Here is a 26032-nt window from a genome sequence, read left to right as displayed (position 1 = left end):
CGGGGTGCGCGCCGCCGAACTCGGCCTCGCCCCCGGCCCGTTCCCGTCCGGGCCGCGGGGCGCGCTCACCGACGTCCCCGGGGTGCGGGTGGGGCACACCACGCTGCGCCGCCCGCCCCGGGTCAACTCCGGCTGCACGGCGATCGACGCCGGCGCGCTGCCCCATCGGCCGCTGCCCGCGGGGGTGTTCGCGGGCAACGGCTACGGCAAGCTGATCGGCTCCACCCAGCTCGCCGAGCTGGGGCAGCTGGAGTCGCCGATCGTGCTCACCGCCACGCTCTCCGCCTTCCGGGCCGCCGACGCGCTGGTGGACTGGATGCTGGAGCGTCCCGACTGCGCCGCGGTGCGCTCCTTCAACCCGGTGGTCGGGGAGTGCAACGACGGGCAGCTCTCCGACATCCGCTCCCGCCCGGTGGGCGCCGCGCAGGTGCGGGCCGCGCTGGACGCCGCCTCCGACGGCCCCGTCGCGGAGGGCTGCGTGGGCGCCGGGACGGGGACGGTGGCGCTGGGCTTCAAGGCGGGCATCGGGACGGCGTCCCGAGTGGCGGGCGGGCACACCGTCGGCGCCCTGGTGCAGGCGAACTTCGACGGCACCCTGCGGATCGGCGGACGGACCGTCACTCCGGTGGAGCAGGCCCGCCCCGCCGAGCACGGCTCGTGCATGGTGGTGCTGGCCACCGACGCCCCGCTGGACGGCCGCCAGCTGACCCGGCTGGCGCGCCGCGCCGTCTACGGGCTGGCCCGGACGGGCGCCGCGTTCTCCAACGGCAGCGGCGACTACGGGCTGGCGTTCTCGGTGGTGCCGGTCGGCGCGGGCGTCGCTCCGCCGTCCGAGTACGCCCTCTCCCCGCTCTTCGAGGCGGTTCTCGACGCCGTCGAGGAATCGGTGCTCAATGCCCTGCTGGCGGCCGAGGACACGCACGGCCCGGACGGCGCGTTCGCCCCGGCGCTCCCCCCGGATGCGGTGGCGCGCCCCTGACGCCCCGGCGCGCGCCCCTTACCCTGATGACCATGACCGGCATAGACGCATCCCCCCAGCAACTGGATCCGGCAGAGGCCTTCGCGCTCCTGATGGACGGCAACCGGCGCTTCGTCGCCGGCGAGCCGCTGCACCCCAACCAGGACGCCGAGCGGCGCGCCTCGCTGGCGCCGGTGCAGCACCCGTTCGCGGTGCTCTTCGGCTGCTCGGACTCCCGCCTCGCCGCCGAGATCATCTTCGACCGCGGCCTCGGCGACCTCTTCGTGGTGCGCACGGCCGGGCATGTGGTGGACTCCGCGGCGCTGGGCAGCATCGAGTACGGGCCGGCGGTGCTGGGGTGCCGGCTGGTGGTGGTGCTGGGCCACGACTCCTGCGGCGCGGTGGCGGCGGCGACGGACGCGGTGGACCGCGGCACGCAGCCCCCCGGCTTCATCCGCGACCTGGTGGAGCGGGTCACCCCGAGCGTGCTCGCGGCGCGGGCGGCGGGGCTGGCCGACGGCCAGGACACCATCGACACCCACATCCGGCTGACGGTGGATCACCTCCTGGAGCGCTCCCGGGTGCTCGCCGACGAGGTCGACGCGGGCCGCGCGGCGGTGGTGGGCCTCTCCTACCGCCTGGCGGACGGCCGCGCGCGGATCGTCACGGCACGCGGCCCCATCGGCGAGCTGGACAGCGAGAACGCGGCATAGCGCGGACGCCGTACGGGGCGCTGCCGCCCCGCTCAGGGCGCCGGGCAGCGCATCGCGAGCATGGCCATGTCGTCGCCGCGCCGCCCCACCGTGTGGCGGTGGACGTCCTCGGCGACCCAGTCGACCAGCTGGCGCGGCGTGCGGAAGCGCCGCCCCGCGAGCCGCGCCACCGGGTCGTAGAACTCGCCGGCGGCGTTCCGCGCCTCGGTGACGCCGTCCGTGACGAGCAGCAGCAGCGCCTCGGACGGCAGCTCCACGCGGTGGATCCGCGGCGGCGGGGCGTCCAGGTTCGTGGAGAGCGGCAGGTCGCCCTCCCAGTCGGCGAGCCACCGGGCATGCCCGGAGCGGTCCAGCAGCAGCGGCGGGGGATGCCCCAGCATGGCGAACCGCAGCAGCGCGCCGTCCGGGCTGGTCTCGCCGACCAGCGCGGTGGTGAAGCCCTCGACGGCGTCGATGGACCGGTCGCCGCCGCGCCGCTCGCCCTCCCGGCGCAGCGAGTGCTCCAGGCTGCGCACCAGCGCCGCCAGGTCCGGGGCGGTGTCGGCGGCCTCCCGGAAGGCGCCGAGCAGCAGGGCGACGGCGCCGACCGCGCCCATCCCCTTGCCGCGGACGTCGCCGACGAGGAAGCGGACGCCCCAGCGGGTGTCCTGCACGGCGTAGAGGTCGCCGCCGATCTCGGCGGCGTCGTCGGCGGCCTCGTAGCGGACGGCGACGGTGAACGGGCCGACCGAGGCGGAGGGGCGGGGCAGCACCGCGCGCTGCGCCGCGGCCGCGACGTCGCGGACCGCGGCGAGGGCCAGCTCGCGGCGGTGCCGCACCAGGGCGCTGGCGACGGCGACCAGCCCGGCGATCACCACGGCGGTGAGCACCCCGTCGAAGTGGCGCCGGTGCAGCTGGAAGCGCTCGTAGACATCGCCGGCGCCGGCGGCGGCCGCGGCGACGGCGGTCAGGACGGTGACCCGCAGCGAGCTGACCGCGGCGGCGATGGGGGCGGCGGCCACCAGCAGCGGGGTGCTGGACCAGTAGCCGCCGGGGATGACGAAGTCGCCGGCGAAGGCGACCGCGATGATCAGCGGGGGGACCCAGGCCACCCAGCGCATCCAGGCGGGGAACCAGTCGGGGAGGGCGCGCTGCGGCTGCGTCGTCATCCCGTGCCCGTCTCCGCTGCCTCGTCCGGAGCTGCTCTCCGGTACCTGTTCCCCGACCGACCCAATATGACATGAGTTCAGAGGTTTAGTACCGGTTTGTCCGTATTTCAGGGCGGAGAACGGGCCCGGGCGGGCCTCAGGCGGGAACGCCCGCCATCAGATGCTCGATCAGCGCGATCATCAGGTCCCGGCTGGAGTCGCGGCGCCGCACGTCGCCGAAGAGCAGCGGCACGTCCGGGTCGAGGTCGAGGGCCTCGCGGACCTCCTCCTCCTCGTTCTCCCGCATGCCGTCGAAGCAGTTCACCCCGACGATGAACGGCATCCCGCGGCCCTCGAAGAAGTCGATGGCCGCGAAGGAGGCCTCCAGGCGGCGGGTGTCGACCAGCACCACCGCGCCCAGCGCGCCCTGCACCAGGTCGTTCCACATGAACCAGAACCGCTCCTGGCCGGGGGTGCCGAACAGGTAGACGATCAGCGAGTCGTCCAGGGTGATGCGGCCGAAGTCCAGCGCGACCGTGGTGGTGTCCTTGCTGTCGATGCCGTCCAGGTCGTCCACGCCCACGCTGGCCTCGGTCATCACCTCCTCGGTGCGCAGCGGGGCCACCTCGCTGAGCGCGCCGACCATGGTGGTCTTGCCGACGCCGAACCCCCCGGCGACAAGGATCTTGACAGCCTCGGGGGACGGCATGGCGGGGGAGGATTCAGAGTTTGCGAAGGCCATCTCTCACCGCTTGCAGGAGTCGGATGTCGGGGGCGCCGCCCTCGCCCTCGGCGACCGCCAGGGGCGGGCGTGCGGAGGCCCACCCCTCGGCGATCAGATCCCCGATGAGGATCTTGGTGACGGAGACCGGAAGATCGACCGCGGCCGCGATCTCGGCGACCGCGGCCGGGTGCCGGCAGCGGCCCAGGATCGCGCGGTGCTCCGGCTGCAGCCGGCGGGCGTCGCGGCTGTTCTCCTCCCCGGCGCGGTCGCTCGCGGTGACCTGGGTGATGAGGGTCAGGTCGGTGCGCTCGGGGGCGGTGCGGCCGCGGGTGATGGTGTAGGGGCGGACCAGGCTCTCGGAGTCGCCGTCGCTCAGGCCGAGGCCGTCGTCGGCGTCCTCGGTCCAGTGCGTCGTGCCCCTGCCGTCACCGCCCGGCCCGGGCTCACCGGTCGAACGCGGCGGCGTGTCCGCCATCGTCGCTCCCCGGGGCGCCGGTCAGCGTGCTGGTCGAGATGCCGCGCACCGGCGTGCCCAGCTTCTGCCCGACCTGCTGGATGAGGGTGTGCATGGCGACGGCCATCATCTCCGCGTCCACCTGGGCGTCGGCGATCACCGCGAGATGGGTGCCGTTGCCGGCCGCGGTGATGAACAGCCACAGGTCGGCCATCTCGACGATGACCTGGTGGACGGGGCCGCCGCGGAAGCGGCCGCCGACGCTGCGGGCCAGCGACTGCTGCCCGGTGGCGACGGCGGCCAGGTGCTCGGCGTCGGCCCGGTCGATGGTCCGGGACTGACTGATGACCAGGCCGTCGTCGGAGAGCACGATGGCGTGGAGCGCGCCGGCCACCTTCTCGAGGAGGCCGTCGAGCAGCCAGTCGAGGTCGCGGTCGGTGGCGGTGCTGGAGGTGCCTGCGGGGCGGAACGGCTGCTGCGTCATGCTTCGGGCTCTTCCGTGGAGGACTGGGCTTTCGCGGAGGCGTTGCTGGGCGGCGGGGTCGGGGCCGTGGACCGGGAGCGCCGGGACTGTCTCTGGAAGGCGCCGATCGCGGCGCCCGCCCGGCGGGCCGACTCGGGCCGCAGGTCGACGGTCTCCTCGCCGTCGAAGCGGCGCTGCGCGGGAATGGAGGCGGAGGCCGCGGGTCCGGGCGCGGGGGCCGGGGCGTCTGGGTCGACGCGCAGCTCGGGGGCGATGTTGGCCTGGCGGACCCGCTTGGGCAGGACCCGTCCGGAGCCGGGCCGCCGAGCGGGGACCGGGGCGGAGGCCGGGGACGGCATCCGGGTGGGCCCCGGCGTCGGGGGTGCGGGGGCGATCGCCGTCGGGGCGGGCTCCGGGGCCGGGTCGGCCGCCCGCCCGGGACGCTCCTGGGCCGGCTCCGGGTGGTGGCCCGCGCCGCCGGGCAGGGCGGCGAGCTGACGGGCCGGCAGCCGGGGCCGCTCGGGCCCGGCGTCCGTCTCGGGGTCGGCGGCGGCCTCCAGCGGCGGCCGACGGACGATCAGGTCGGCGGGCACCAGGACGATGACGCGGGTGCCGCCGTAGACCGAGGGCCGGAACTCCACCTGGATGTCGAGCGCGGAGGCGAGCCGGGCGACCACGTAGAGGCCGAGGCGGATGTCGTCGACCCGGGAGAGCACGTCCGGGGCGGGCGGATCGGCCATGATGGCGTTGGCGGCCCGGTACTGGCCGGGCTCCATGCCGAGCCCGCGGTCCTCGATCTCCACCGCGACGCCGCGGCCCACCGCGGAGGCGTGCACCTCGACGGGGGTGGGCGGCTTGGAGAACGACGCGGCGTTCTCCATCAGTTCGGCGAGGACGTGGACGACCGGGCCGACGGCCCGCTCATGGATCCAGGCCGAGCCCTCGATGTCGATCTGGATGCGGGTGTAGTCCTGCACCTCGCCCTGCGCGGAGCGCAGCACGTCCAGCAGCCGGGCCGGCTTGCGCCAGCGGCGCTGCGGCTGGCCGCCGCCGAGGATGACCAGGTTCTCCTCGTAGCGGCGCAGCCGGGCGGTGAGGTGGTCGAGGTCGAAGAGCCCCTCCAGGACCTCGGGGTTCTCGTGGCGCCGCTCCATCTCGTCGAGCTTGCGCAGCTGGAGGCCGATGAGCAGCTGGGTGCGGCGCGCGATGCGCTGCAGCAGCTTCTCGAACCCGCGGTGCTGCTCGGCCTGTTCGACGGCGGTCTGCAGGGCGGTGCGGCGGGCCAGGTTCAGGGCGTCGCCGAGGCGCCCGAGCTCGTCGCTGGTGCGGCGGATCTCGGGGATCTCCTGGCTGGTGTCGATGGTCTCGCCGCGGCGCAGCCGCTCCAGCACATCGGGGAGGCGGGTCTGCAGGTCGAGGGCCTCGGCGCGGAGCGCGGCGATGCGGCGGCGCAGCATCAGGGTGAGGCGCAGCACGATCAGCACGGCGGCGACGACGCCGACCAGGCCGACGGCGGTGATGGCGACGAGCCGCCAGAGCAGCGTCCGGGAGGCGTCCTTGGCGGTCTGCTGCACGCCCACCGAGCGCGACCAGGCGAGCTTCTGCATCTGGTCGGTGATGGTGGGGATGGAGCGTCCCCAGGCGGTCAGGGTCTCGTCCTGGATCGCGGCGCCCGGCGAGTTGCCGCCCAGGTGCGACTGGATGACGGCGTCCTCGGCGGAGGTCTTGTCGGCCCACTGGCCGCCGGTGGTGACCTTGTCGTAGACGGATCTGTCGCCGGCGGGCAGTTCGGGCGCGGCCTGCTGCTCGTAGCTGAAGCGCTGCACGCCGACCCACCCGGCGAACTGGGTGTACTCGTCGGAGGTGAGGCGTCCGGAGGCGGCCGCCCGGGTGAGCAGTGCGTCCTCGCGGGAGAGCATCTCGCCGCCCCAGAAGAGGGCGACCATCGGCCGGGCGGCCGCGGTGACGCCGCCGTCGTCGGTGCGGCCGAGCGCGTTGAAGAGCGCGACGTCGGCGGCGATGGCGGAGGTGTAGACGTCGAAGGCGGAGCCGCGGTTGCCGGCGTTCTCGTCGACCTGCGCGCGGACGCCGGACAGCGGCCCGAGGGCGGCGGCGGTGACGGCCAGGGCGCGGGCCGAGGTGCCGGGGACGTTGCCGGCGTCGGGGCCGGTGGCGTCCGAGGCGACGGCGCGCAGCCGGTCGGCGGCGTTGTCGGTGCGGACGCGCTGCGCCTTCAACTGGGCGCGGGCGCCGTGCTTTCCGGCGAGGACGACCTCACTGAGGCGGCGCTCCTGCTGGAGGGCGACCATCAGGGAGTAGGCCGGCGGCTCGGCGCGCTCGGCGAGCCGGGCGGCGCCGTCGAGCGCGCGCCACTGGTTCCACAGGTTCCCGGACGCGACCCCGAGCAGGGAGATCAGCGCCAGGCTGGGGATCAGGGCGAGGACGACGAGCGCCGTTCGGAGGCTGAGCCGGCCGGGCTCGCGGGCGGTGTTCTGCTGGGTGCGAGGCATCGGTTTCCCCCGAGGCGGACTTGACCCAGCGATACTAGTCATACGGATGGGGGGATTTGAACGCCCACGGCCAGGATCCGGACCGTAATACGGGCGGCTTTCGCGCATCGGGTGGCATCAAGTCCCCATAACCCGCGCATAGCTGACAGGACGGTTCCGAGGGTGGTAGGGCGCGCGGGTCCGGGGGCGTTCCGGCGGGACCGGGTCGGGGCGGGGGCGGCCTACGCCGAGCGGGCCAGGTCGGGATGCGGGTGCGGCTCGGCCGGGCCGGCGGGGTCGTCGGGGTGGTGGCGGACGAGGTCGGAGAGGCGCTCGGACCACTGGCCGCGATCGGTGCCCAGGGCGGACTCGGCGAGGCGCAGCCGCTGGATGTCGCTGGTGCCGGCCGGGGCGAAGATGTGGTGGGCGTCCCGCAGGTAGCGCTCCAGTGGGCGGTCGGTGAACAGCCCGCTGGCGGCGTGGATCTCCATGGCGTTGCGGGCGGTGTCGAGCGCGTACTCGACATTGACCAGTTTCGCGTTCATCAGCTCCGCGTCGCACGCCTCGCCGCGGTCCAGCAGATGGACGGCGTGGTAGGCGGTGAGCCTCGCGGTCATCAGCCGGGACTGCATCTCGCCGAGCTTGAGCTTGATCGACGGCAGCGCGGAGAGCGCCTTGCCGTAGCGGCGGCGCTCGGCGCAGAAGCGCACCGTCTCGTCGACGAGGGCCTGGTGGATGCCGAGCGAGACGGCGGTGAGGTTGGGCCTCCCGTACAGGACGCTGGAGGAGTAGGCGACGGCGAGGCCGTCGCCCTCCTCGCCGAGGCGGTTCTCGACGGGGATCCGGCAGTCGTCGAAGACGAGTTCGCCGAAGCTGAAGCCGTGCAGGCCCATCGCCTCGACCTGCTCGCCGAGGCCGAACCCGGGGCGGGTGGCCTCGACGAGGAAGGCGGAGAGGCCGCGGGAGCCGGGCCCGGTGCGCAGTACCACGCCGTGCAGATCGCCGACATGGCTGTTGCCGACGTACACCTTGCGGCCGTTGAGCCGGTACTGCCGCCCGTCGGGGGAGGCCTCGGCGGTGCCCTCCATGCCGAGCACATGGCCGCCGGACTCGGGGTCGGTGACGGCGATGGTGGGCAGGCAGCGGCCGTCGGCGACGGCGGGCAGCCAGGCGCGCTTCTGCTCGGCGCTGCCGAAGTGCACGATCTTGGCGACACCCAGCTGGCTCGCCTGGACCATGGCGCCCATCGCGCCGCTGACCCGGGAGAGCTCCTCGATGATGACGGTCTTGGCGAGGTGGCCGGCGTCCATCCCGCCGTAGGCGGCGGGGACGGTGACGCCGATCCAGCCCTGCCGGGCGATGAGCCGGGACAGCTCGTGCTCGGCGGTGCGGCCGCGCTCCATCTCGGGGATGCGGGGGCGGACCTCCTCCTCGGCGAACCGGCGGACGGCGTCGCGGAGTTCCTCGTGGCGCCGGCCGGTGAGACCGGCGGCGCCGGCGGGTCTGCCGGACGGCGGGTCCGCGGGTTCCGCGGCCGTGGGAAGCGGAGTTGGCGCGGTTGCTGCCTTGGCTGCCGAACCGAGTGTCATAGCGCGGCCCCCTCCAGGAGGTGATGGTCGGTCAGGCCCGTCCGCGGGACCGGGCGGGTCGGGTGAGCACTCGGCTTCCGCAGGTGAGGCCGACATCTACCAGGGTCGACAAATCGTCAGGCGGGTCAAGATCATAGCGGCTACTTGTCTGAAAATATCTGAAACCGATGGAGCCTCAGTTTCGGGGATGTGCCGACCCCGGGACAAGAGGGCGTGGCGGAGTCGAACAGCGGACGAACGCCCGCGGACGCGTCCCCTCCGGACACCCCCGATACACCCGTTGGTGCGCGGATTTCCCGGGTGGGCTGAAGCCCCTCCCGCAGTCGGGCTACATTTGGGGCTGTCGCCCGACGTACCGTCAGCGTGCCCCCACCACCTGGAGATCCACGGCAGTTGACGTACCGTCAGGCGGTCAAGAGGGCAGCACCCGACAGGGTCGAGGAGGGCGGTACAGGGCCGCGCGCCGACAACTCCTCGAGTATTTCGGGTCCTATTTCGAAGACATGTTCCCCGAAACTTCCGGAGCCCTCCCCCAGCAAACCCCCGAGTCCCGAGGATCCACCATGCACCGACCCCCACCCCCCGCGGCGTCTCCGATAGCTGCCGCCCCGGCGCGCACCGCAGCCCCGGGCGCCCCGGCGTGCGCACCGCCGGTTTCCGGCCGGGCCCGGGAAGGCGGCCGACCATGACATCGCCGGCGCCCCACCCGCAGTCCGGGGAGGTGCGCGAGCGCGCCCGCCACGGGCGCACCACCCGCCCCGGGAGCCGTCGCGCCGGCGCCCTGCACTCCCGGTTGGTCCGCCTCGCGGTCCTGCCCGGCCTCGTCGCCCTCGCCGCCTGCGCCGCGGCCGCGGTGCTCGCCGCGCGCACCCTGCCGGCCGGCGTCCGGCTCGGCTCCCAGGGCTGGACGATGCTCGCCGGCGGCGCCGCCGTCGCCGTCGCCGCGCTGCTCGTCGGCGGCGCCGCGGCCGGACGCACCCACCGCACCCTCGCCGACCGCGTCACCGAGCTGCGCCGCGGCGCGGCCCGCGGCCAGGCCGAACTCGACCAGCTGCTGGACCGGTTGCGGCGCGGCGAGCCCACCGCCTTCTTCCTGCCGCCGGACGAGCGCTCCGGCGACGCCGACGAACTGGAGCTGCTCGCCGAGGAGTTGCAGCGCGTCCGGCGCCGCGCCGAGGCGGCGGTGCTCCAGGCGGCCGCGCTCGGCGGCGGGTCCGAGCGGCCCGCCGACCAGCACGCCCCGGCGCAGGCGCCCGTCCCGCATCCGCAGGCCGGCCCCGACCGGGCCGCCGACGCGGGCGCGGCCGGCATCCAGCGCCGCCGCACCACCGCCCACGAGGTCGAGGTCTTCGTCAACCTGGCGCGGCGCCTGCAGTCCCTGGTGCACCGCGAGATCCAGCTGCTCGACGGGCTGGAGAACGAGGTCGAGGACCCGGACCTGCTCAAGGGCCTCTTCCAGGTCGACCACCTGGCGACCCGCATCCGCCGGCACGCCGAGAACCTGGCGGTGCTGGGCGGCGCGGTCTCCCGCCGGCAGTGGACGCGCCCGGTCACCATGACCGAGGTGCTGCGCTCGGCGATCGCCGAGGTGGACGAGTACCCGCGGGTCAAGCTGGTCCCGCCGATCCCCGGCACGGTGCGCGGCAACGCGGTCGCCGACATCATCCACCTCCTGTCCGAGCTGGTGGAGAACGCCACCACCTACTCCCCGGCCGGCTCCCAGGTGCTGCTGCGCGCCCAGATGGTGACGTCCGGCATCGCGGTCGAGGTGGAGGACCGCGGGCTCGGCCTCGCCCCGGACGACCAGGAGCAGTACAACCAACTCCTCGCCGACCCCGAGCGGTTCGACATCGGGCGGCTGCTGGAGGACGGGCGGATCGGGCTCTACGTGGTGGCGTCGCTGGCGCGGCGGCACCGTGTGGTCGTCCGGCTGCAGACCAACATCTACGGCGGCGTGCAGGCCGTGCTGATCCTGCCGCCCGCGCTGATGGGCGACGCCCCCGGCGAGGACGCCCGGGAGGCCCGCGAGCCGCGCCAGGTCCACGAGGCGCGCCACGCCCCGGCCGCGCAGTCCGCGCTGCCCCGGGCGGAGCACGCACCCGTGGAGCACGCGCCGGTGGAGCACGCCTCCGCGGAGCCCGCCCCGCCGCCGGCGCCCGCCCCCGCGGTGCTCCCCGCCGCCGAGACGCCCTCCGAGCGCACCGCCGAACTGCGGCTGCCCGCCCGGCAGTCCACCCGTCCGGCGGCGCCCGCGGCCCCCGCCCCGGCGCCCGAGCCCGTCCCGGGGCCCGACCCCGATCTCGACCCCGAGCCCGCCACGGCGGGCGGCGGCGCCCGGCCCCCTCTGCCGCAGCGCCGGCGCCAGGAGCACCTGGTGCCCCAGCTGCGCACCGACGCCCCGACGAACCGACCCGCCCCCGCCGGTCCCGACGGCGAACCCCCCGAGCACGACCCGGGGCTGATGGCCGCCTTCCAACGCGGCGTCAGCCGGGCCGGCGCGGAAGACGAGTTCGAGCCCCCGCCCGCCGCCACCCCGGCGGTCGACGGCTCGTACGAGAAAGGATCATGGTGACTGACGTGCGCACCGGAGCTGCCACCGATCTGACCTGGCTGCTCAGCGGTCTGGTGCAGCGCATTCCGCACACCAGCAGCGCCCTGCTGCTGTCATCCGACGGCCTGGTCAAGGCCGCCTGCGGGCTCGACACCGACGCCGCCGACCACATGGCCGCGCTCGCCTCCGGCCTCTACTCGCTGGCCCGCAGTGCCGGCCAGCGGTTCGCCGACGGCAGCGATGTGCGCCAGGTGGTCGTCGAGCTGGACAGCGCGCTGCTGTTCGTCTCGACGGCCGGCTCCGGCGCCTGCCTCGCGGTGCTCGCCGGCCGGGAGGCCGACGCGGGTGTGATCGGCTACGAGATGGCGATGCTCGTCAAGAGCGTCCGCCAGCATCTGACGACCCCGGCCCGGATGCCGCAGCGGCCGCCCGAGCAGCGCGCGCCGCTGCCCAGCAGACCCGGCGGCGCGCCGTCGCTCTCTGCTGACCAGGGCACCATCAGGCCGTGACGGCCCCCGACAACGACCCCTGGGTCGACGACGACGCGGGGCGCCTCGTCCGGCCCTATGCGATCAGCAATGGCCGCACCCGCCCCGCGACCCGGCTCGACCTGATAACGCTCGTGATGGCCACCGGCTCCTCGCCGCGCGGCGTCGACCTGGGCCCCGACCACAACTCCGCGCTGCGGTTGTGCCGGGGTCCGATGTCGGTCGCCGAGATCGCCGCGCATCTGCGGCTGCCGGCGGTCGTCGCCAAAGTCCTGCTGGCCGACCTGGTGGAGTGCGGGGCCCTGATCGCCCGCGCGCCGGAGCTGGTGACGGCCACTCCCGTCAACCGACCCGTCCTGGAGGCGGTCCTCGATGGCCTGCGCCGACGACTCTGACACCCTGCTGTCCCCGTCCGATCGAACGCCCCCGCCGGGCTTCGCGCACGACCCCTTCCCCACCGCCCTCAAGGTGCTGATCGCGGGCGGATTCGGGGTCGGCAAGACCACGTTCGTCGGGGCGGTGAGCGAGATCGAGCCGCTGTCCACCGAGGAACTGCTCACCCAGGTGAGCGTCGGCCACGACTCGCTGCTCGGCGTCGAGGAGAAGTCGACCACCACGGTGGCGATGGACTTCGGCCGCCTCGGGCTCGACGGCCGCCATGTGCTCTACCTGTTCGGCACGCCCGGCCAGGAGCGGTTCTGGTTCATGTGGGACGAGCTGTCCAACGGCGCCCTGGGCGCGGTGGTGCTCGCCGACACCCGGCGGCTCTCCGACAGCTTCGCGGCGGTCGACTACTTCGAACGGCGCGGCATCCGCTTCGTGGTGGCCGTCAACGAGTTCGACAACGCCTACCGGTACACCCGCGAGGAGGTCCGCGTCGCGCTCGACCTGCGCCCCGAGACGCCGGTGGTGATGTGCGACGCGCGGCGCTGCAGCTCGGCCACGCAGGTGCTCATCGACCTGGTCCAGCACCTGATCCGGTACGCCGACGGCACCATCGGCACCGTGCCCGCCCCCTCTCCGCCCTCCCCCATGGAGACCCTCTCATGAAGGACTACGACGTCCCCGACTTCGACCTGACGGGCCATCAACTGCTGCGGCCCAACGACACCGGCGCGGAGGCCCGCGCCGCGCGTCTGCGCGAACTGGGGTTCGGCGAACAGCCGGATCCGGCGTTCGACGACTTCGCCGCGCAGCTGGCGTCGATCACCAAGGCGCCGTACGCGATGGTCAACTTCATCGACGACCGGCGGCAGTTCTTCGCCGGCCTCTACACCCCGGAGGGCTCCAGCGGCTCCAGCGGCCCGGCGGACGGCTCCGGGGCAGGCCCGGCGCCGCTGCCGACCGGCCGGACGATGCGGCTCGACCAGGGCTTCTGCCCCCATGTGATCGTCCGCAAGAAGGCCCTGGTGCTCGACGACGTCTGCGACTACCCGCGGTTCGCGGGCAACCCGGTCGTCGACGAGCTGGGCATCCGCTCCTACCTGGGCGCCCCGCTGCTGGACGACCGGACCGGCCAGGCGATCGGCACCGTCTGCGTGGTCGACCAGGAGCCGCGCCCGTGGGGCCGCCAGGGCCTGGCCACCATCAAGGAGATGGCGGCCGCGATGAAGGAGCAGCTGGACGCGCGCCTGGCGCTCTAAGCGGGCCCTTCCCGGGCCCCGTCCGGCGCCTCGGCCCACCGGCGCCTCAGCCGACCGACGACGCGGTGGTCGCGCGGGCGGGGCGCCGGGTACGGGTGACGACGGGCTTGGAGCCCATCATCGGCTTCCCGGCGGTCTCCTTGATCTTCATGATCGGGACGACGGAGATCGCCGCGGCGGCCATCATGTAGAAGGCCGGCATCAGGTGGTTGCCGGTCGAGTCGATCAGCGCGGAGATCACGAACGAGGCCGTCCCGCCGAAGACCGCGGTGGAGACGTTGTAGCCGACCGCGAAGGCGCCGTACCGGTACTGGGTGGGGAAGAGGTTCGGCAGCGTCGCCGACATGGTGCCGAGCATCCCCAGCAGCAGCGCGCTGAGCAGCAGCAGACCCACCCAGGTGAGCACGATGTTGCCGGTGCCCATCATCAGGAACGCGGGCGCGGAGAGCACGAAGATGCCCACGCAGGAGCCCACCAGCAGCGGCTTCCGCCCGATCCGGTCGGAGAGCCGGCCGACCTGGCTGATGCCGGCCATCATCAGCAGCATCATGCCGATGGAGATCAGCAGCGAGGTGGTGGTGGAGTAGCGCAGCACCTGCGAGAGATAGGTCGGCATGTAGGTGAGGACCGTGTAGTCGACCACGTTGTAGACCAGCACCAGGGCGATGCAGAACAGGATGGGGCGCCAGGCGCTGGTGAGCGTCGCCTTCAGGGCGGTGTGCTCCGGCTGGGAGCGCTTGGTGAGGTCGCGGAAGGCGGGGGTGTCCTCCAGCTTCATCCGCAGCCACAGGCCGACGATGCCGAGCGGCGCGGCGATCAGGAACGGGATGCGCCAGCCCCAGGTCATCAGGGCCTGGTCGGAGAGGCCCAGCTGGAGGCCGGTGGCGATGCCCGCGCCCAGCACATAGCCGCCGAGGGTGCCGAACTCCAGGAAGCTGCAGAAGAATCCGCGGCGCTTGTCGGGGGCGTACTCGGCGATGAAGGTGGCGGCGCCGCCGTACTCGCCGCCGGTGGCGAAGCCCTGTACCAGCCGGACGACCAGCAGCAGGATCGGCGACCAGATGCCGATCGCGGCGTAGGAGGGGAGCACGCCGATCAGCAGGGTGGCGCCGGACATCAGGATGACCGTGGTGGCGAGCACCTTCTGGCGCCCGATCTTGTCGCCCAGCGGTCCGAAGAAGACCCCGCCGAGCGGACGCATCAGGAAGGCCACGGCGAGCGTGGCGAACGTCTCGAGGGTGCCGTTGGCACCGCCCTGGAAGAAGACCTTGCCCAGGGTGGTCGCGAGGTAGGCGAACACGCCGAAGTCGAACCACTCGATGCAGTTGCCCATGGCCGCGCCCGCGATGGCCCGCCGCACGGTGGGCAGGTCGACCTCGGTCGCGGAGGGCCGCGCGGCATCGTCCGCCGTTGTCTCTGTGCCAGTCATCCCCGTCGTCTAACCGACGAACGGTGGATCATGCACGGGAATGACATCCCTCACTCAAGAGGGTTGTGTTCACGACAGGTTGCGACGAGAAGCGTCTGATTCATGGGACTCAAGCGCCAATTGCACCAATTGTCCGAACTCTTCGCCCTCGGAGGCCGCGATCAGCCGCACCGCCTCCTCCGGCGGCGCCGCCCGCACCTCGGCGACCTGCTCACCGTCCTCGGGGTTGCTCGGCTCGCCGTCCAGCCGCAGCTCGGCGGTGCACCACAGCCAGGCGCGGTACGGATGCGGCTGCCACTCGTAGCCGGGCCGGGGCCGATCGGTCTCCGCGAAGTGCGCGCCGAGCCAGTGCAGCGGCCCCACCAGCGAGGCGCCGGCCTCCTCCGCCAGCTCCCGGCGGACGCACTCCTCGACGCTCTCGCCCTGCTCCCGCGTCCCCCCGGGCAGGAACCAGTGCCCCTCCCGCCGCGCGTCCCGGCACACCACGATCCCGCCGTCCGCGAACCCGATCACATGGATGTTGGTGACCAGTTCGTCGTCCGGCGGCCGGAGGGAGAACTGCACATCCGCCCGGCACCACTCCCACCGCCCGGGGGCGAACAGCTCCGGAAACCGGGATGCACAGCCATCCGTTGCAACCATGTGCCGTCCCTCACACCTCTCTCAGGGAAACGTGGAATCATGTGAACTACCGTCAGGAGCCTATCCAGGGGGGCTGAGGTGGACACTGAGGTCCGCATCACCATCGAGGGATATCCCAACGAGGCGGAGAACGGCGAGCAGCTGGCGAAGCTGCGCAGGTGGCTGCAGCAGGAGCCGGGGCTCGTCGAGCACGCCGAGCAGCGGGCCGCCCCCGGTTCCGACCGCGACCACCTGAGCGTCGAGGCCGTCGTGCTGCTCAAGCTCGTCGAGGACGTGGGCATAGGACTGCTCGTCCGCTCGGCCCTCGCCTGGCTCGACCGCCGCAAGCAGCCGTGCGACGTGCAGGTGACGGTGCCCCCGCAGGCCGACGGGCCGCGCCGCTCCGAGGAGTGGCCCGACTACTGCGCGGAGCCCGACGAGGCGCGGCTCACCATCATCGTCCCGCCGGAGATGGTGCGCATCGAGGTCCCGGCCAGCGTCCCCACCAAGGAGCTGGACGAGCTGATCCGCCGGCTGACGGACCACCAGGACACCGGCGCGGCGCGCTAGCCGCAGGGGAAGACGAGGGTGCCATGAGCACGCCTGCTGCCGCCGAGGCCCGGCTGATCCTGTCCGACTTCGGCGCGGCCACCGCCGAGGAGCGCAACCTGCTCCGCCGGTGGCTGATCAACGAGGGCGGCGACCTCCAGGAGGCCGCCGAGACGTCCGCGCCCGAGCCGCCCGGCGGCCAGGGGGAGCTGATCCTCCGTCTGACGCGGGAGAACTACGGGCAGTTGGTGCGGTCCGTCTTCGCCTGGGTCACCCGCAGCCGGCGGCGCGCCGTCCGCCCCGGCTCCTCGATCACCCTCAAGGTCGGCGGCGAGGAGTTCTCCCTCGCCTCCGACAACGAGAACGTGGCCCGGGTGGACGAGGTGATCGCCGCCGTCGCCGCCATGCTCCAGCCCGCACGCTGACCGGTCCGGTCTCCAGGGGAGAGACGTGAGGAAGCACCGACCGCACCCGCCCGTCCCGTCCGCCCGCCCCGGGCGGGTGTGACGGCATGCGCCAAGCGATCCTCATCGGCGTCCCGGCCTACCGCGACGAGAACTTCCACGACATCCGGCCGGCGTACACCAGCGCCACCGGGCTCCGCGGCCTGCTGGGCGACCGGGAGCCGGGCGCCCGCACGCCCATCCACCTCGACCCGGAGTTCAGCGACGACTTCTGGCGGACGCTGGAGGACGCGGTCGCCGACCCCGACGTCGACTCGCTGCTGGTCTACTTCTGCGGCCACGGCTACTACCGGGAGAGCCTGCACCACCATGACCCGGACGATCTGTTCCTGGTGCTGCGCGGCGCCGAGTACACCCACCCCGAGCACGCCTCCATCAGCGTCCGAAAGCTGCTGGGCAACCTCAACGCGGCGATGGGCGCGGGCCGGCTCTCCGAGCTCACCCTCATCCTGGACTGCTGCTACGGCGGAAACGCCTCCCTGATCGCCGGCCCCCTCCCCTGGCCGAAGCCCTTCGCGATCCTGACGGCGTGCCCCGTCGGCCGACGGGTCCGCATCCAGCGGCCGGCCGTCGAGGGCCGCGATGACTCGCCCACCTGGTTCACCAGCCATCTGCTCGACGTCCTCAGCGCGGGCGCCACGGACGGCTACCGGGTCACCGCGGCCGAGGCCGCCGCCTACATCGACGCCCGGATGAAGGCGGACCTGTGGAAGACCGAGGTGGGCGACGACTGGGTGCCCTTCTCGACCTTCAGCAACGGCGGCGGGGACATCGCGCTGCGGCGCGGCGCGGTACGGCCGGGGCCGCCGGAGGCGGGGCCCGCGGCGAGCGGGGAGCGCAACTCCTCGGACGCGAGCCCCGGCCGCACCGAGGCGAACCCCGTACCGCCCTCGGCGCCGCCCGATCCGCCCTCAGTGCCGGAACAGGAACCGGAACCGGAGCCCAAGCCGGAACAGGAGTCCAAGCCGGAACTGGAGCCGGATCCTGAGCCGGGGCCGGAGCCTGAGCCCAAGCCGGAACAGGAGCCGGAACAGGGGCCCGAGCCGGATCACCGGTGGCGGCGCGCCTGGGAGTTCGCCGCCGGCACCTGGCCGCGGCGCGCGGCCACCGCGCTTGTCGTGCTGGCCGTCGCCGCCGCGTCCTGGCTGGGTCCCGATCTCGCTGCCGGAACCGGCCCGTTCGCGGGCGCCTGCCCCGTCCCGGTGGCGCTGCGCATCATGACGTCCGTCGACAACATCAGCGCCCTGCAGTCCGCCGCCGACGCCTACGCGAGCAGCGGCGCCAACCGGGCGGCCGACGGCTGCCGGCGCTCCACGCTGGTGCTCTACCCGGCCTCGACCGACCAGGCGGTGCACTCCTTCGGCAATCTGACGGCCTGGGAGCAGGGCCCCTCCCCGGGCGCCTCCGCCGCGCCCGACGAGGCGTTCGAGCCGCTGCGGGACGTCGGCCCCCGCCCGGACGTCTGGATCCCCGATTCCTCCGCCGAGTACCAGCAGGTCGTCACCTCGCTGCGGGCCACCGCCGGGAGCGGCGACGCGCTCCGCCTGCTCCGGAAGGCGCAGCGCACCTCGATCGGCTCCTCCCCGCTGATCATGACGCTCCCCGGGGACGTGGACCACAACCTCAACCTCGGCCCGAACCCGACCTGGCGGCAGGTCTTCAGGCAGCTGTCGCCGAAGACGGGCACCGTCCTGCGGCCGCTGCCCACCACATCCGGCACCGGCCTGCTGCAGGCCCGCAACGAGTACGACAACGCCCTCGCCCCGACCGACGTCGCCGGCCGCCGCGACCTGGAGCGCGGCTACGCCCTGAGCGACCGCCAGGCGGACGGCGCGCTCGCGGTGCTCTGCCGGCCCGGCGCCACCCGCTACCCGGCGCTCGCCTCGCTCCTCGCGCTCCAGGAGGCCGTCGACGCGCACGGCAGCACCTGCCGGGACGGCTACCAGACGGTCTCCCCCGGCGCGAACTACGTCGCCCCCTCCGGCGGCCCCGCGCTCGACCTGCCCTTCGTCCAGGTGCCCGAGGAGGGCACCGACAGCTCGGCGCGCGCCGACGCCGTCGGGCACTTCCGCGACTGGCTGACCGCCACCGGCGCGGACGGCGGGCGGGCGGTCCTCGCCGGGTTCGGCATCCGGGCCCCCGACCCCGCGGCCGCGCCCCCCGCCGACACCGCCGCCACCACCTCGGCGCAGTACCGCAGCGCGCACGCGCCCGGGTTCGTGCTGGTCATCCTCGACAACTCCGACTCCATGTGGGACGAGGGCAAGATGCAGGACGCGCAGGCCGCGATCCGCACCGCCGTCAACCGGGCCGGCCCGGACGACCGGTTCGAGCTGTGGCCCGTCAACGGCGCCAACACCGGCTCCCCGCCGCTGCCGGTCGGCAGCGACTCCGGACGGCAGGCCGTGCAGGACCGGTTGAAGGCGCTGCGCAGCGGCGGCCGCGACGCGCGGATCTTCCATCTGGTCACCCGCGGCCTCGGGTTCGCCCGGCAGCAGGAGCAGCCCTACCGGTCGATCGTGGTCATCTCCGACGGCGACAACGCCAGCACCTCCAGCGACCTGGCGGACATGGCCCCGCAGCTGAAGCCCGATGTGCCGGTGACGGTCTTCTCGATGCGCCGCGGCTCGGAGGGCGCGTGCGGCAAGCAGGAGAACCTCGCGGTGATCAACCCGAAGGCCTGCACACCGCGGCCGTCGTCGGCGGCGGTGCTCGGCACCGAGCTCGGCAACGTCTTCGCCAAGACCTGGGAGGGAGGTGACGTGCAGTGAGCCCCGCCCGCATCCGCGCCGCCGCGCTGGCCGCCGCGACCCTGCTGCTGATCGGCGGCTGCTCGGCGGGGACGTCCTCCTTCGCGCCGTCCGACGCCCCGTCGGACACCCCCGGACCGCCCCGCCCGGCCGCCGGCGCCGCCGGCTACACCCTGAAGATCGCGATGGGCGAGGACTTCACCACCTCCCGCATCGACTACCGGCTCGTCCAGGCGTGGAACGACTCGCGCAAGCAGCACCCCGAGCGGCCGCGCGCCGAGGTCGTCGAGCTGACGTCCGACTCCGACCCCGAGCACGCCGAGCTGGCCGCCGAGGGGCAGTTGGGCAGCAGCGCCCTGGACGTCGTCTCCCTCGACGTCACCTGGATCCCGGAGTTCGTCAAGGCGGGGCTGGTCCACCAGCTGCCCAACCGGATGCTGGACGGCATGATCCCGGTGGTGCGGCAGTCCGGGCAGGACGAGAAGCACCGCACCTGGGCCGTCCCCTTCCGCACCGACGTCGGCCTGCTCTACTACCGCAAGGACCAGCTGGGGCCGGCGCCGTCCGGGGGCTGGACGTGGCAGCAGATCAACCATCTGCTGAGCGGCAACCAGGCGAAGTTCAAGGACCGCTACGCCACCCAGCTCAAGCAGTACGAGGGCCTGACGGTCAACGCGCTGGAGTCGGTCGCCGGTGATCTGAACGCCGCCCCCGGCCCGGTGCTCACCGGGAAGGACGGGCAGGCCAGCATCAGCGGGGACACCAGCAAGGCGGTCGTCAAGGGGCTCGTGGACCTGTGGACGGACGTCAACTACACCTGGGACAACAAGAGCTCGCTGAGCATGGACGAGGCCTCCAGCCAGGCCGCGTTCACCGCCGGCCAGGCGCTGTTCATGCGCAACTGGCCCTACGCCTACGAGGCGATGGACTCGCGGAAGAACCAGAAGGGCTCCGCCGCCGAGTTCCGTGCGGGCACCGCCTACGGCGTCACCGCGCTGCCCGGCGCCACCGTCCTCGGCGGCTGGGACCTGGCGGTGGCCAAGAACTCGCCGCACGCCTACTGGGCGCAGCAGCTGATCGCCTTCCTCACCTCACCCACCAGCCAGGACTGCCTGCTGCAGGGCGGCAATCCGCCGGTGCTCGCCTCCTCCTACGACGACAACCAGCGGCGGCCCTGCCCCGCGGCCGTCTACTCCGCGCCGCCGGACGCCGGCCTGGTGCCGATCGCGACGACCATAAAGGACCAGCTGGACCGGGCGGTGCTGCGGCCCCGCACGCCCTACTACTCCGACTTCAGCCAGACCCTCCAGGCGGAGGCGACGCGCGTGCTGCGCGCCCCGTCCCGCGGCGCGGCGGAGCGCATCGCCGAGCAGGTGCCGGCGAAGCTGCGGGCCGCGCTCACCGGGCACTGACCACCGGGCACGGCTCGCGATCACCGGGCACGGCTCGGCGGGCGCCGCTCACGCGGCGGGCGCGGGGTGCGCCTCCTGCTCCCACTCCGGGTCCAGCCCGAACGTCTCCACCAGGCCGCGCCGGCCCACCTCGGTGAGGTGCACGACGCGCGCGTAGCTGCCGTCCTTCAGCCAGCCGAGCTGGAACATCCGGGAGGCTAGCGCCGCACCCAGCGCGCCGGAGAGGTGGTGGCGCTGCTCGGACCAGTCGACGCAGTAGCGGACGGCGGGCCGCCCGCGGGCCGGCATCGACTCCAGGTCGACGCCGAAGCCGGTGACGGCGCGGCGGCCGTGCGCGGTGAGCCGGTAGTCCAGGTCGCGGCCGTAGGCGGAGAGCCGGTCCTGGACGGCCTCCTCCGGGTGGTGCATCCCGTCGCCGCCCTCCAGGACGTCGCCGTCCAGCAGCGCCCCCATCAGCGCGGTGCCCAGCCGTCCGGCGAGGTGGTCGTAGCAGAGCCGGGAGCGGCGCAGCGCGTGCGAGCGGGTGCCCTCGCGCAGCGAGCGGATCTTCATCGGCGGGGCGATGACGGCCAGCGACTCCATGGCGTCCACCACCTCTCCGCCGCTCAACCGGTAGTAGCGGTGGCGGCCGTTGGGCTCGACGCGCACCAGGTCCAGCTCGACGAGGCGGGCCAGGTGGCCGCTCATGGTGGAGGCGGCGACGCCGGCCTCGCGGGCGAGCGCGCTGGCGGGCAGCGCGCGGCCGTCGCCGAGGGCGAGCAGGATCCGGGCGCGGGTGGGATCGCCGATGGCGGCGGCGACCCGGGCGATGTCCGCCTGGGGCTGCGCACCGGCGCTGGGGTCATGGGTGCGGCTCATGGGAACGAGCGTAGGTCGGCGTTGTTTCGGCGGCCACCGAAGCGTCCCGGTTCGACACTGGCGCCCATGAGCACCCCCTTGAGCACTCCTCTGAGCGGCACCCGTCCCGCGCCCCCGGCCCCCGGTCCCGCTCGCGCCCCGCTGTCCGTGCTCCCGCTGGTCGCCCTCTGCCTCGGCCAGTTCATGGTGATCCTGGACGTGACGGTGGTGACGGTGGCCGAGCCGGCGCTGCGCTCCGGGCTGGGGGCGGGCCCGGCCGGGTTGCAGTGGGTTGTCGACGGCTACACCACGGTCTTCGCGGGGCTGCTGCTGCTCGGCGGCGGGCTGGGCGACCGGTTCGGCCATCGGCGGCTGTGGCTGGGCGGGTTGGGCGTCTTCGCGGCGGCCTCGGCGGCGTGTGCGCTGGCGCCGGCGACGGGGGCGCTGATCGCGGCGCGGTTCGCGCAGGGGGTGGGGGCGGCGCTGCTCATCCCGGCGTCGCTGGCGCTGCTCTCGGCGTCCTACCCGGACCGGGCGGCGCGGGCCCGGGCGGTGGGCATCTGGGGCGGCGTGGCGTGCACGGCGGCCGCGGCGGGGCCGGTGGTGGGCGGGGTGCTGGTGGAGGCGCTGGGCTGGCGCTCGGTCTTCTGGCTCAACGTCCCGGTGGCGGCGGCCGCGGTGGCGGTGACGCTGCGTCATATCGGCCCGGTCGCGCGGCGGGCGGCGACGACCCGCTTCGACCTCCCCGGGCTGGCGCTGGGGGTGGCGACGCTGCTGGGGCTGGCGTTCGGGCTCAACGAGGCGGGGACGGTGGGCTGGGCGTCGGCGCCGGTGCTGGGCGGGTTCGCGGTGGCGGTGGCCGCGGCGGCCGGCTTCGTCGCGGTCGCCCGGCGGCGCGGGGCGGACGCGGTGCTGCCGCTCGGGCTCTTCCGGCGGGTGCCGTTCTCCGCGTCGGCGCTGATCGGAGTCGTCCTCAACCTGGGCTTCTACGGGCTGCTGTATCTGCTGACGCTCTACTTCCAGCAGGTGCGCGGCTATTCGGCGACGACGGCGGGGCTGGCGCTGCTGCCGTGCATGGCGATGGGGATCGCGTCCTCGCCCCTGTCGGGGCGGATCGCGGCGCGGACGGGCCCGTACCTGCCGATGCGGCTGGGGCTGGCGTTCGGGACGGTCGGCTTCGCCTGCTGGCTGGTGGCGGGCCCGCACACGCCCTACTGGGCGCTGCTGCCGGCGCTGGTCTGCTGCGGCATCGGCACCCCGCTGTGCATGCCGGCGGCGACGTCCGCGCTGATGGAGGCGGCGCCGCGGGATGCGGCGGGGGTGGCCTCCGCGGTCTTCAACGTCTCCCGCCAGACCGGCTCCACGGTCGGCGTCGCCCTCTTCGGCACGCTCGCCGCGGCGCACCTGGTGGACGGCCTCCACGCCGCCGCGCTGGTTGCGGCATCGCTGTACGCGGCGGCCACCGTCACCGCGTGCCTGATGGGGAGACGCGGCTGAGCCTCTCGGCTGCGCCCGGGCGCCAACGCCACGGGCCGTACGCGGCCGCCCGCGCAGCCCCCCGCGCCCCCGCGGGGACACGCCAACGCCGCACACACCTCCGGTGGGATGGGCCGGAAAAGCACCCGCCGCGATCCCGCCGACCCGGCCCCGGACACCAACGCCACGAGCCGTAGGCGGCCGCCCGCGCAGCCCCCCGCACCCCTCCGGGACACGCCAACGCCGCACACACCTCCGGTGGGATGGGCCGGAAAAGCACCCGCCGCGATCCCGCCGACCCGGCCCCGGGCACCAACACCGCGGGCCGTACGCGGCCGCCCGCGCAGCCCCCCGCGGGACACGCCAACGCCGCGCACACCTCCCGTGGGGTGAGCCGGAAAAGCACCCGCCGCGATCCCGCCGACCCGGCGCCGGGCGCCAACACCGCGGGCCGTACGCGGCCGCCCGCGCAGCCCCCCGCACCCCTCCGGGACACGCCAACGCCGCGCACACCTCCGGTGGGATGGGCCGGAAAAGCACCCGCCGCGATCCCGCCGACCCGGCGCCGGGCGCCAACACCGCGGGCCGTACGCGGCCGCCCGCGCAGCCCCCCGCACCCCTCCGGGACACGCCAACGCCGCGCGGGGTGGCGGGGGTCAGGGTGGTGAGGAGGGGCCGCCGCGCGCCGCGCGGTACTCGCCGGGGGTGACCCCGTACACCCGCGTGAACCACCGCGTGAGGTGCGCCTGGTCGGCGAAGCCCGTCACCGCGGCGACGTCGACCAGGGGCATGCCGTCTCGCCCCCGCAACAGCCCCCGCGCCCGCCGCAGCCGCAGGTCCCTGCGGAACTCGCTCGGCGCCATCCCGTACCGCCCCCGAAACGCCCGGTACAGCGCGAACCGGCTCCCCGCCCCCGCCAACCGCGCCAGCTCCTCCGGCGCCAGATCCTCCGCCCAGCGCTCCTCCAGCACCGCCCGCGCCCGCGCCGCCACCGCGTCCCCCGGCCCGGCCGCCTGCCGCGGGACGCCCGGCGCGGCCCGCGTCGCCGCCCCGCTCACCATGCCGCGCACCGCCGCGACCACCCGCTCGTCCACCACCAGCCGGTCGGCGCCGCCCTCCACCGCGGCGTGCAGCCGCGCCAGCGCCCGCCCCAACCGCGGCGCGTCCAGCACCGGTTCGGCGAAGAGCGGCAGCGGCACCGCCCCGTCCCCGCCGAGCGCGCCGCGCACCGCCGACTCGGCGATGTGCAGCATCCGGTAGCGGTAGCCCCCCAGGTCCGCCGCATGCCCGTCGTGCGGGTCGTCCGGGTTGAAGGCCATCACCAGGCCCGCCGCCGAGACGTGCCCCTCCCCGCGGCAGCGGAACGCCTGCGCGCCGCCGTCGGTGATGCCGAACGAGTAGGTGCCGTGGATGTGCAGCGGAAAGGTGTGGCTGCGGAAGTCCGCGCGCATGGCCTCGACGGCGCCGTCCGCCGACCGCCACCAGCGCGACCGCTCGGTGGAGGTGGTCGCCGTGCCCATGCCTGCCATCCTGCACCCGGCGGGCCGCGCACCGGCGTTCAAGACGGCCGCCGTCCCACGGACCGAGACTCGGGCCATGCGATTCGAGACCAAGATGGCCGTCGCCGTCCGCGCCGACCTGGAGACCTGGCAGAAGCTGAACGTCGTCGCCTTCCTCGGCACCGGCCTGGGGCAGGCGACGGACGAGGTGATCGGCAAGCCGTACCTGGACGCCGACGGCACCGAGTACCTGGCGCTCTCCCGGGAGCCGGTGATGTGCCTGGCGGGCGACGCCGCCGTGCTGGCCCGCACCCGGGCGCGGGCCGTCGAGCGCGGGCTGCGGGTGGCCGTCTACACCCGGCAGATGTTCGAGACCGGCTGGGACGAGGCGAACCGCGCCGCCGTCGCCGAGGTCCCGGCCGACGAGCTGGACCTGGTCGGCATCGGGATCTACGGCCCCCGCAAGGAGGTCGACAAGGCCGCGGACCGCCTCAAGCTGCACCCGTGACCGCGACGGCCTCGGCGTCGGCCTCCGGGGCGCGGGCCTCGTTCACCAGGCCGCGGACGCTGCGCGACGCGCACATCATCGCGACCATGGCGACGCTGAGGGCGGCGCCGCCGACCAGGACGGGGCCGTTGCCGTACGCCTCGGCGAGCGGTCCGATGGACATCTGGCCGATGGGGATGGCGACGAACGAGCCGACCATGTCGTAGGAGTAGACGCGGGCGAGCCGGTCGGCCGGGATGTGCTGCTGGAGCGAGACCTCCCAGGCGACGCCGAACTGCTCCAGCAGCAGTCCGTCGACGAACCCGGCGACCAGCAGCACCGGCACCATGGGCCAGACGCCGAGCGCGAGCAGCAGCGGCACCTGCCCGAGGACGCAGACGCAGCCGAAGAGGAGCAGCCGGCGGGGCCGCAGCCGGATCGCCAGCATCCCGCCGACGACCATGCCGGCGGTCTGGGCGGCGATGATGAAGCCCCAGGCGCGGCGGCCGAAGGTGTGGTCGGCGACGGCCGGGCCGAGCACCTGCTGCGCGGAGGAGAAGACCGCGTTCACGATCATGAAGGCGACGACCACCAGCCACACCCAGGTGCGGGAGGCGAACTCGGTCCAGCCCTGGCGGAGTTCGGTGATGGTGCTCGCCCGCTCGGCGGGCGCGGCGCTGGGCACGCGCAGCGCGGCGAAGAGCGCGGCGGAGGCGAGGAAGGTGGCGCCGTCCACGGCGAGCCCCCAGCCGGCGCCGAACCCGGCGACCAGGATGCCGGCGCAGGACGAGCCGAGGATCATCGCGCCGCTGCGCCCCAGCCGCATCACCGCGTTGGCCTGGGTGCGCAGCGCGTCCGGGATGGTCTGCGAGGTGAGCGCGGCGGAGGCCGGGTTGGAGAGCGCCGAGACGGTCCCGTTGAAGGCGGAGAGCACCAGCAGCAGCGGCAGGCTGGTGTGGTGGGTGAGCACCAGCGCGGCGAGGGCGATCTGGCTGAGGCCGCTGAGCACGTTGGAGCCGACGAGCACCGCGGCGCGCGGCAGCCGGTCGGCGAGCACCCCGCCGAAGAGCAGGAACACCACGTTGGCGACCATCCGGACGCCGACCACCAGCCCGAGCCGGGCGGTCGACCCGGTGGCGTCCAGCACGGCGAATCCCAGTGCCACCGGGGCGAAGGCGTTGCCGAAGAAGTTGACGACCCGTCCGGAGAACAGCACCCGGAACGAGGCCTCCCTGAAGGGCGCCAGTGCGGCGCGTTCGCTGAGAGCCACGAGCGCGAGATCCTACGGCTCGCGGGGCGCGCGGCGCAC

General features: G+C 74.3%; 24 protein-coding genes. 13 read left to right on the top strand and 11 right to left on the bottom strand.

What is annotated here, in order from left to right:
* The first annotated feature begins 4 nt into the window (after positions 1-4).
* The gene (locus BIV57_RS06570) at positions 5-979 is read left to right on the top strand and encodes a P1 family peptidase (protein WP_079170084.1); all 975 of its coding nucleotides are present in this window, start codon (positions 5-7) and stop codon (positions 977-979) included.
* A 32-nt stretch (positions 980-1011) separates the two neighbouring features.
* Positions 1012-1671: a carbonic anhydrase gene (locus BIV57_RS06565; protein ID WP_071655700.1), complete on the top strand. Its 660-nt coding sequence runs from the start codon at positions 1012-1014 to the stop codon at positions 1669-1671.
* Positions 1672-1703: 32 nt separating this feature from the next.
* Here the strand turns inward: BIV57_RS06565 and BIV57_RS06560 are convergent, their stop codons facing one another.
* The 6 genes from BIV57_RS06560 to BIV57_RS06535 form a co-directional block, all read right to left on the bottom strand.
* Positions 1704-2819, bottom strand: a complete 1116-nt coding sequence (locus BIV57_RS06560) for a PP2C family protein-serine/threonine phosphatase (protein WP_079170071.1) — start codon at positions 2817-2819, stop codon at positions 1704-1706.
* A gap of 136 nt (positions 2820-2955) precedes the next feature.
* The gene (locus BIV57_RS06555) at positions 2956-3540 is read right to left on the bottom strand and encodes a GTP-binding protein (RefSeq protein WP_071655698.1); all 585 of its coding nucleotides are present in this window, start codon (positions 3538-3540) and stop codon (positions 2956-2958) included.
* Complete coding sequence (locus BIV57_RS06550) at positions 3521-3997, bottom strand: DUF742 domain-containing protein (RefSeq protein WP_175548680.1); 477 nt, start codon at positions 3995-3997, stop codon at positions 3521-3523. Before BIV57_RS06550 ends, BIV57_RS06555 begins: the two co-directional genes overlap by 20 nt.
* Positions 3966-4460 (bottom strand): roadblock/LC7 domain-containing protein, encoded by a 495-nt coding sequence (locus tag BIV57_RS06545; protein ID WP_071655697.1) that lies wholly within the window; start codon positions 4458-4460, stop codon positions 3966-3968. Before BIV57_RS06545 ends, BIV57_RS06550 begins: the two co-directional genes overlap by 32 nt.
* Positions 4457-6949, bottom strand: a complete 2493-nt coding sequence (locus BIV57_RS06540; RefSeq protein WP_071655696.1) for a sensor histidine kinase — start codon at positions 6947-6949, stop codon at positions 4457-4459. The genes BIV57_RS06545 and BIV57_RS06540 overlap by 4 nt, the downstream gene beginning before the upstream one ends.
* A 221-nt stretch (positions 6950-7170) precedes the next feature.
* A complete protein-coding gene (locus BIV57_RS06535) occupies positions 7171-8517 on the bottom strand; it encodes an acyl-CoA dehydrogenase family protein (RefSeq protein ID WP_079170070.1) in 1347 nt (448 codons plus the stop codon).
* Between the two features lie 685 nt (positions 8518-9202).
* Between BIV57_RS06535 and BIV57_RS06530 the strand changes: the two genes are divergently transcribed.
* The 5 genes from BIV57_RS06530 to BIV57_RS06510 are packed head-to-tail and all read left to right on the top strand — an operon-like array spanning position 9203 to position 13199.
* A complete protein-coding gene (locus tag BIV57_RS06530) occupies positions 9203-11089 on the top strand; it encodes a sensor histidine kinase (protein WP_071655695.1) in 1887 nt (628 codons plus the stop codon).
* On the top strand, positions 11083-11577 hold the full coding sequence (locus BIV57_RS06525) for a roadblock/LC7 domain-containing protein (RefSeq protein ID WP_079170069.1): 495 nt from the start codon (positions 11083-11085) through the stop codon (positions 11575-11577). The genes BIV57_RS06530 and BIV57_RS06525 overlap by 7 nt, the downstream gene beginning before the upstream one ends.
* Complete coding sequence (locus tag BIV57_RS06520) at positions 11574-11951, top strand: DUF742 domain-containing protein (protein WP_071655694.1); 378 nt, start codon at positions 11574-11576, stop codon at positions 11949-11951. The genes BIV57_RS06525 and BIV57_RS06520 overlap by 4 nt, the downstream gene beginning before the upstream one ends.
* Positions 11929-12606 (top strand): GTP-binding protein, encoded by a 678-nt coding sequence (locus BIV57_RS06515; protein WP_071655693.1) that lies wholly within the window; start codon positions 11929-11931, stop codon positions 12604-12606. The genes BIV57_RS06520 and BIV57_RS06515 overlap by 23 nt, the downstream gene beginning before the upstream one ends.
* On the top strand, positions 12603-13199 hold the full coding sequence (locus BIV57_RS06510) for a GAF domain-containing protein (protein ID WP_071655692.1): 597 nt from the start codon (positions 12603-12605) through the stop codon (positions 13197-13199). The genes BIV57_RS06515 and BIV57_RS06510 overlap by 4 nt, the downstream gene beginning before the upstream one ends.
* Positions 13200-13245: 46 nt before the next feature.
* Here the strand turns inward: BIV57_RS06510 and BIV57_RS06505 are convergent, their stop codons facing one another.
* Together BIV57_RS06505 and BIV57_RS06500 are read right to left on the bottom strand one after the other, a co-directional pair.
* Positions 13246-14628, bottom strand: coding sequence for an MFS transporter (locus tag BIV57_RS06505; RefSeq protein ID WP_071655691.1), 1383 nt, complete (start codon positions 14626-14628; stop codon positions 13246-13248).
* Positions 14629-14697: 69 nt separating this feature from the next.
* On the bottom strand, positions 14698-15192 hold the full coding sequence (locus tag BIV57_RS06500; protein ID WP_245797455.1) for an NUDIX hydrolase: 495 nt from the start codon (positions 15190-15192) through the stop codon (positions 14698-14700).
* Between the two features lie 156 nt (positions 15193-15348).
* On the opposite strand from BIV57_RS06500, the gene BIV57_RS06495 reads away from it, so the two are divergent.
* The 4 genes from BIV57_RS06495 (at position 15349) to BIV57_RS06475 (ending at position 20424) form a co-directional block, all read left to right on the top strand.
* Positions 15349-15819 (top strand): effector-associated constant component EACC1, encoded by a 471-nt coding sequence (locus BIV57_RS06495; RefSeq protein WP_071655689.1) that lies wholly within the window; start codon positions 15349-15351, stop codon positions 15817-15819.
* A 23-nt stretch (positions 15820-15842) separates the two neighbouring features.
* Positions 15843-16223 (top strand): effector-associated constant component EACC1, encoded by a 381-nt coding sequence (locus BIV57_RS06490; RefSeq protein ID WP_071655688.1) that lies wholly within the window; start codon positions 15843-15845, stop codon positions 16221-16223.
* A gap of 86 nt (positions 16224-16309) precedes the next feature.
* Positions 16310-19033 carry a vWA domain-containing protein gene (locus tag BIV57_RS23390; protein WP_079170068.1) on the top strand — a complete coding sequence of 908 codons (2724 nt, stop codon included), beginning with the start codon at positions 16310-16312 and terminating at the stop codon, positions 19031-19033.
* Positions 19030-20424 carry an extracellular solute-binding protein gene (locus BIV57_RS06475; protein ID WP_071655687.1) on the top strand — a complete coding sequence of 465 codons (1395 nt, stop codon included), beginning with the start codon at positions 19030-19032 and terminating at the stop codon, positions 20422-20424. Before BIV57_RS23390 ends, BIV57_RS06475 begins: the two co-directional genes overlap by 4 nt.
* A 48-nt stretch (positions 20425-20472) precedes the next feature.
* Here the strand turns inward: BIV57_RS06475 and BIV57_RS06470 are convergent, their stop codons facing one another.
* A complete protein-coding gene (locus BIV57_RS06470; RefSeq protein ID WP_071655686.1) occupies positions 20473-21282 on the bottom strand; it encodes an ArsR/SmtB family transcription factor in 810 nt (269 codons plus the stop codon).
* Between the two features lie 66 nt (positions 21283-21348).
* Between BIV57_RS06470 and BIV57_RS06465 the strand changes: the two genes are divergently transcribed.
* Positions 21349-22758 (top strand): MFS transporter, encoded by a 1410-nt coding sequence (locus BIV57_RS06465; RefSeq protein WP_079170067.1) that lies wholly within the window; start codon positions 21349-21351, stop codon positions 22756-22758.
* A gap of 635 nt (positions 22759-23393) precedes the next feature.
* Here BIV57_RS06465 and BIV57_RS06460 read toward each other — a convergent pair.
* Positions 23394-24257 carry an AraC family transcriptional regulator gene (locus BIV57_RS06460; RefSeq protein WP_245797454.1) on the bottom strand — a complete coding sequence of 288 codons (864 nt, stop codon included), beginning with the start codon at positions 24255-24257 and terminating at the stop codon, positions 23394-23396.
* 76 nt (positions 24258-24333) lie between these two features.
* Between BIV57_RS06460 and BIV57_RS06455 the strand changes: the two genes are divergently transcribed.
* Positions 24334-24744 (top strand): DUF2000 domain-containing protein, encoded by a 411-nt coding sequence (locus BIV57_RS06455; RefSeq protein WP_071655684.1) that lies wholly within the window; start codon positions 24334-24336, stop codon positions 24742-24744.
* On the opposite strand, the gene BIV57_RS06450 is transcribed toward BIV57_RS06455, so the two are convergent.
* On the bottom strand, positions 24728-25993 hold the full coding sequence (locus BIV57_RS06450) for an MFS transporter (protein WP_071655683.1): 1266 nt from the start codon (positions 25991-25993) through the stop codon (positions 24728-24730). The genes BIV57_RS06455 and BIV57_RS06450 overlap by 17 nt on opposite strands.
* Positions 25994-26032 lie beyond the last annotated feature (39 nt).

Origin of the sequence: Mangrovactinospora gilvigrisea, from assembly GCF_001879105.1 — a bacterium.
GTDB lineage: Bacteria > Actinomycetota > Actinomycetes > Streptomycetales > Streptomycetaceae > Mangrovactinospora > Mangrovactinospora gilvigrisea.
This window is presented reverse-complemented; position numbering and strand designations above follow the sequence as displayed.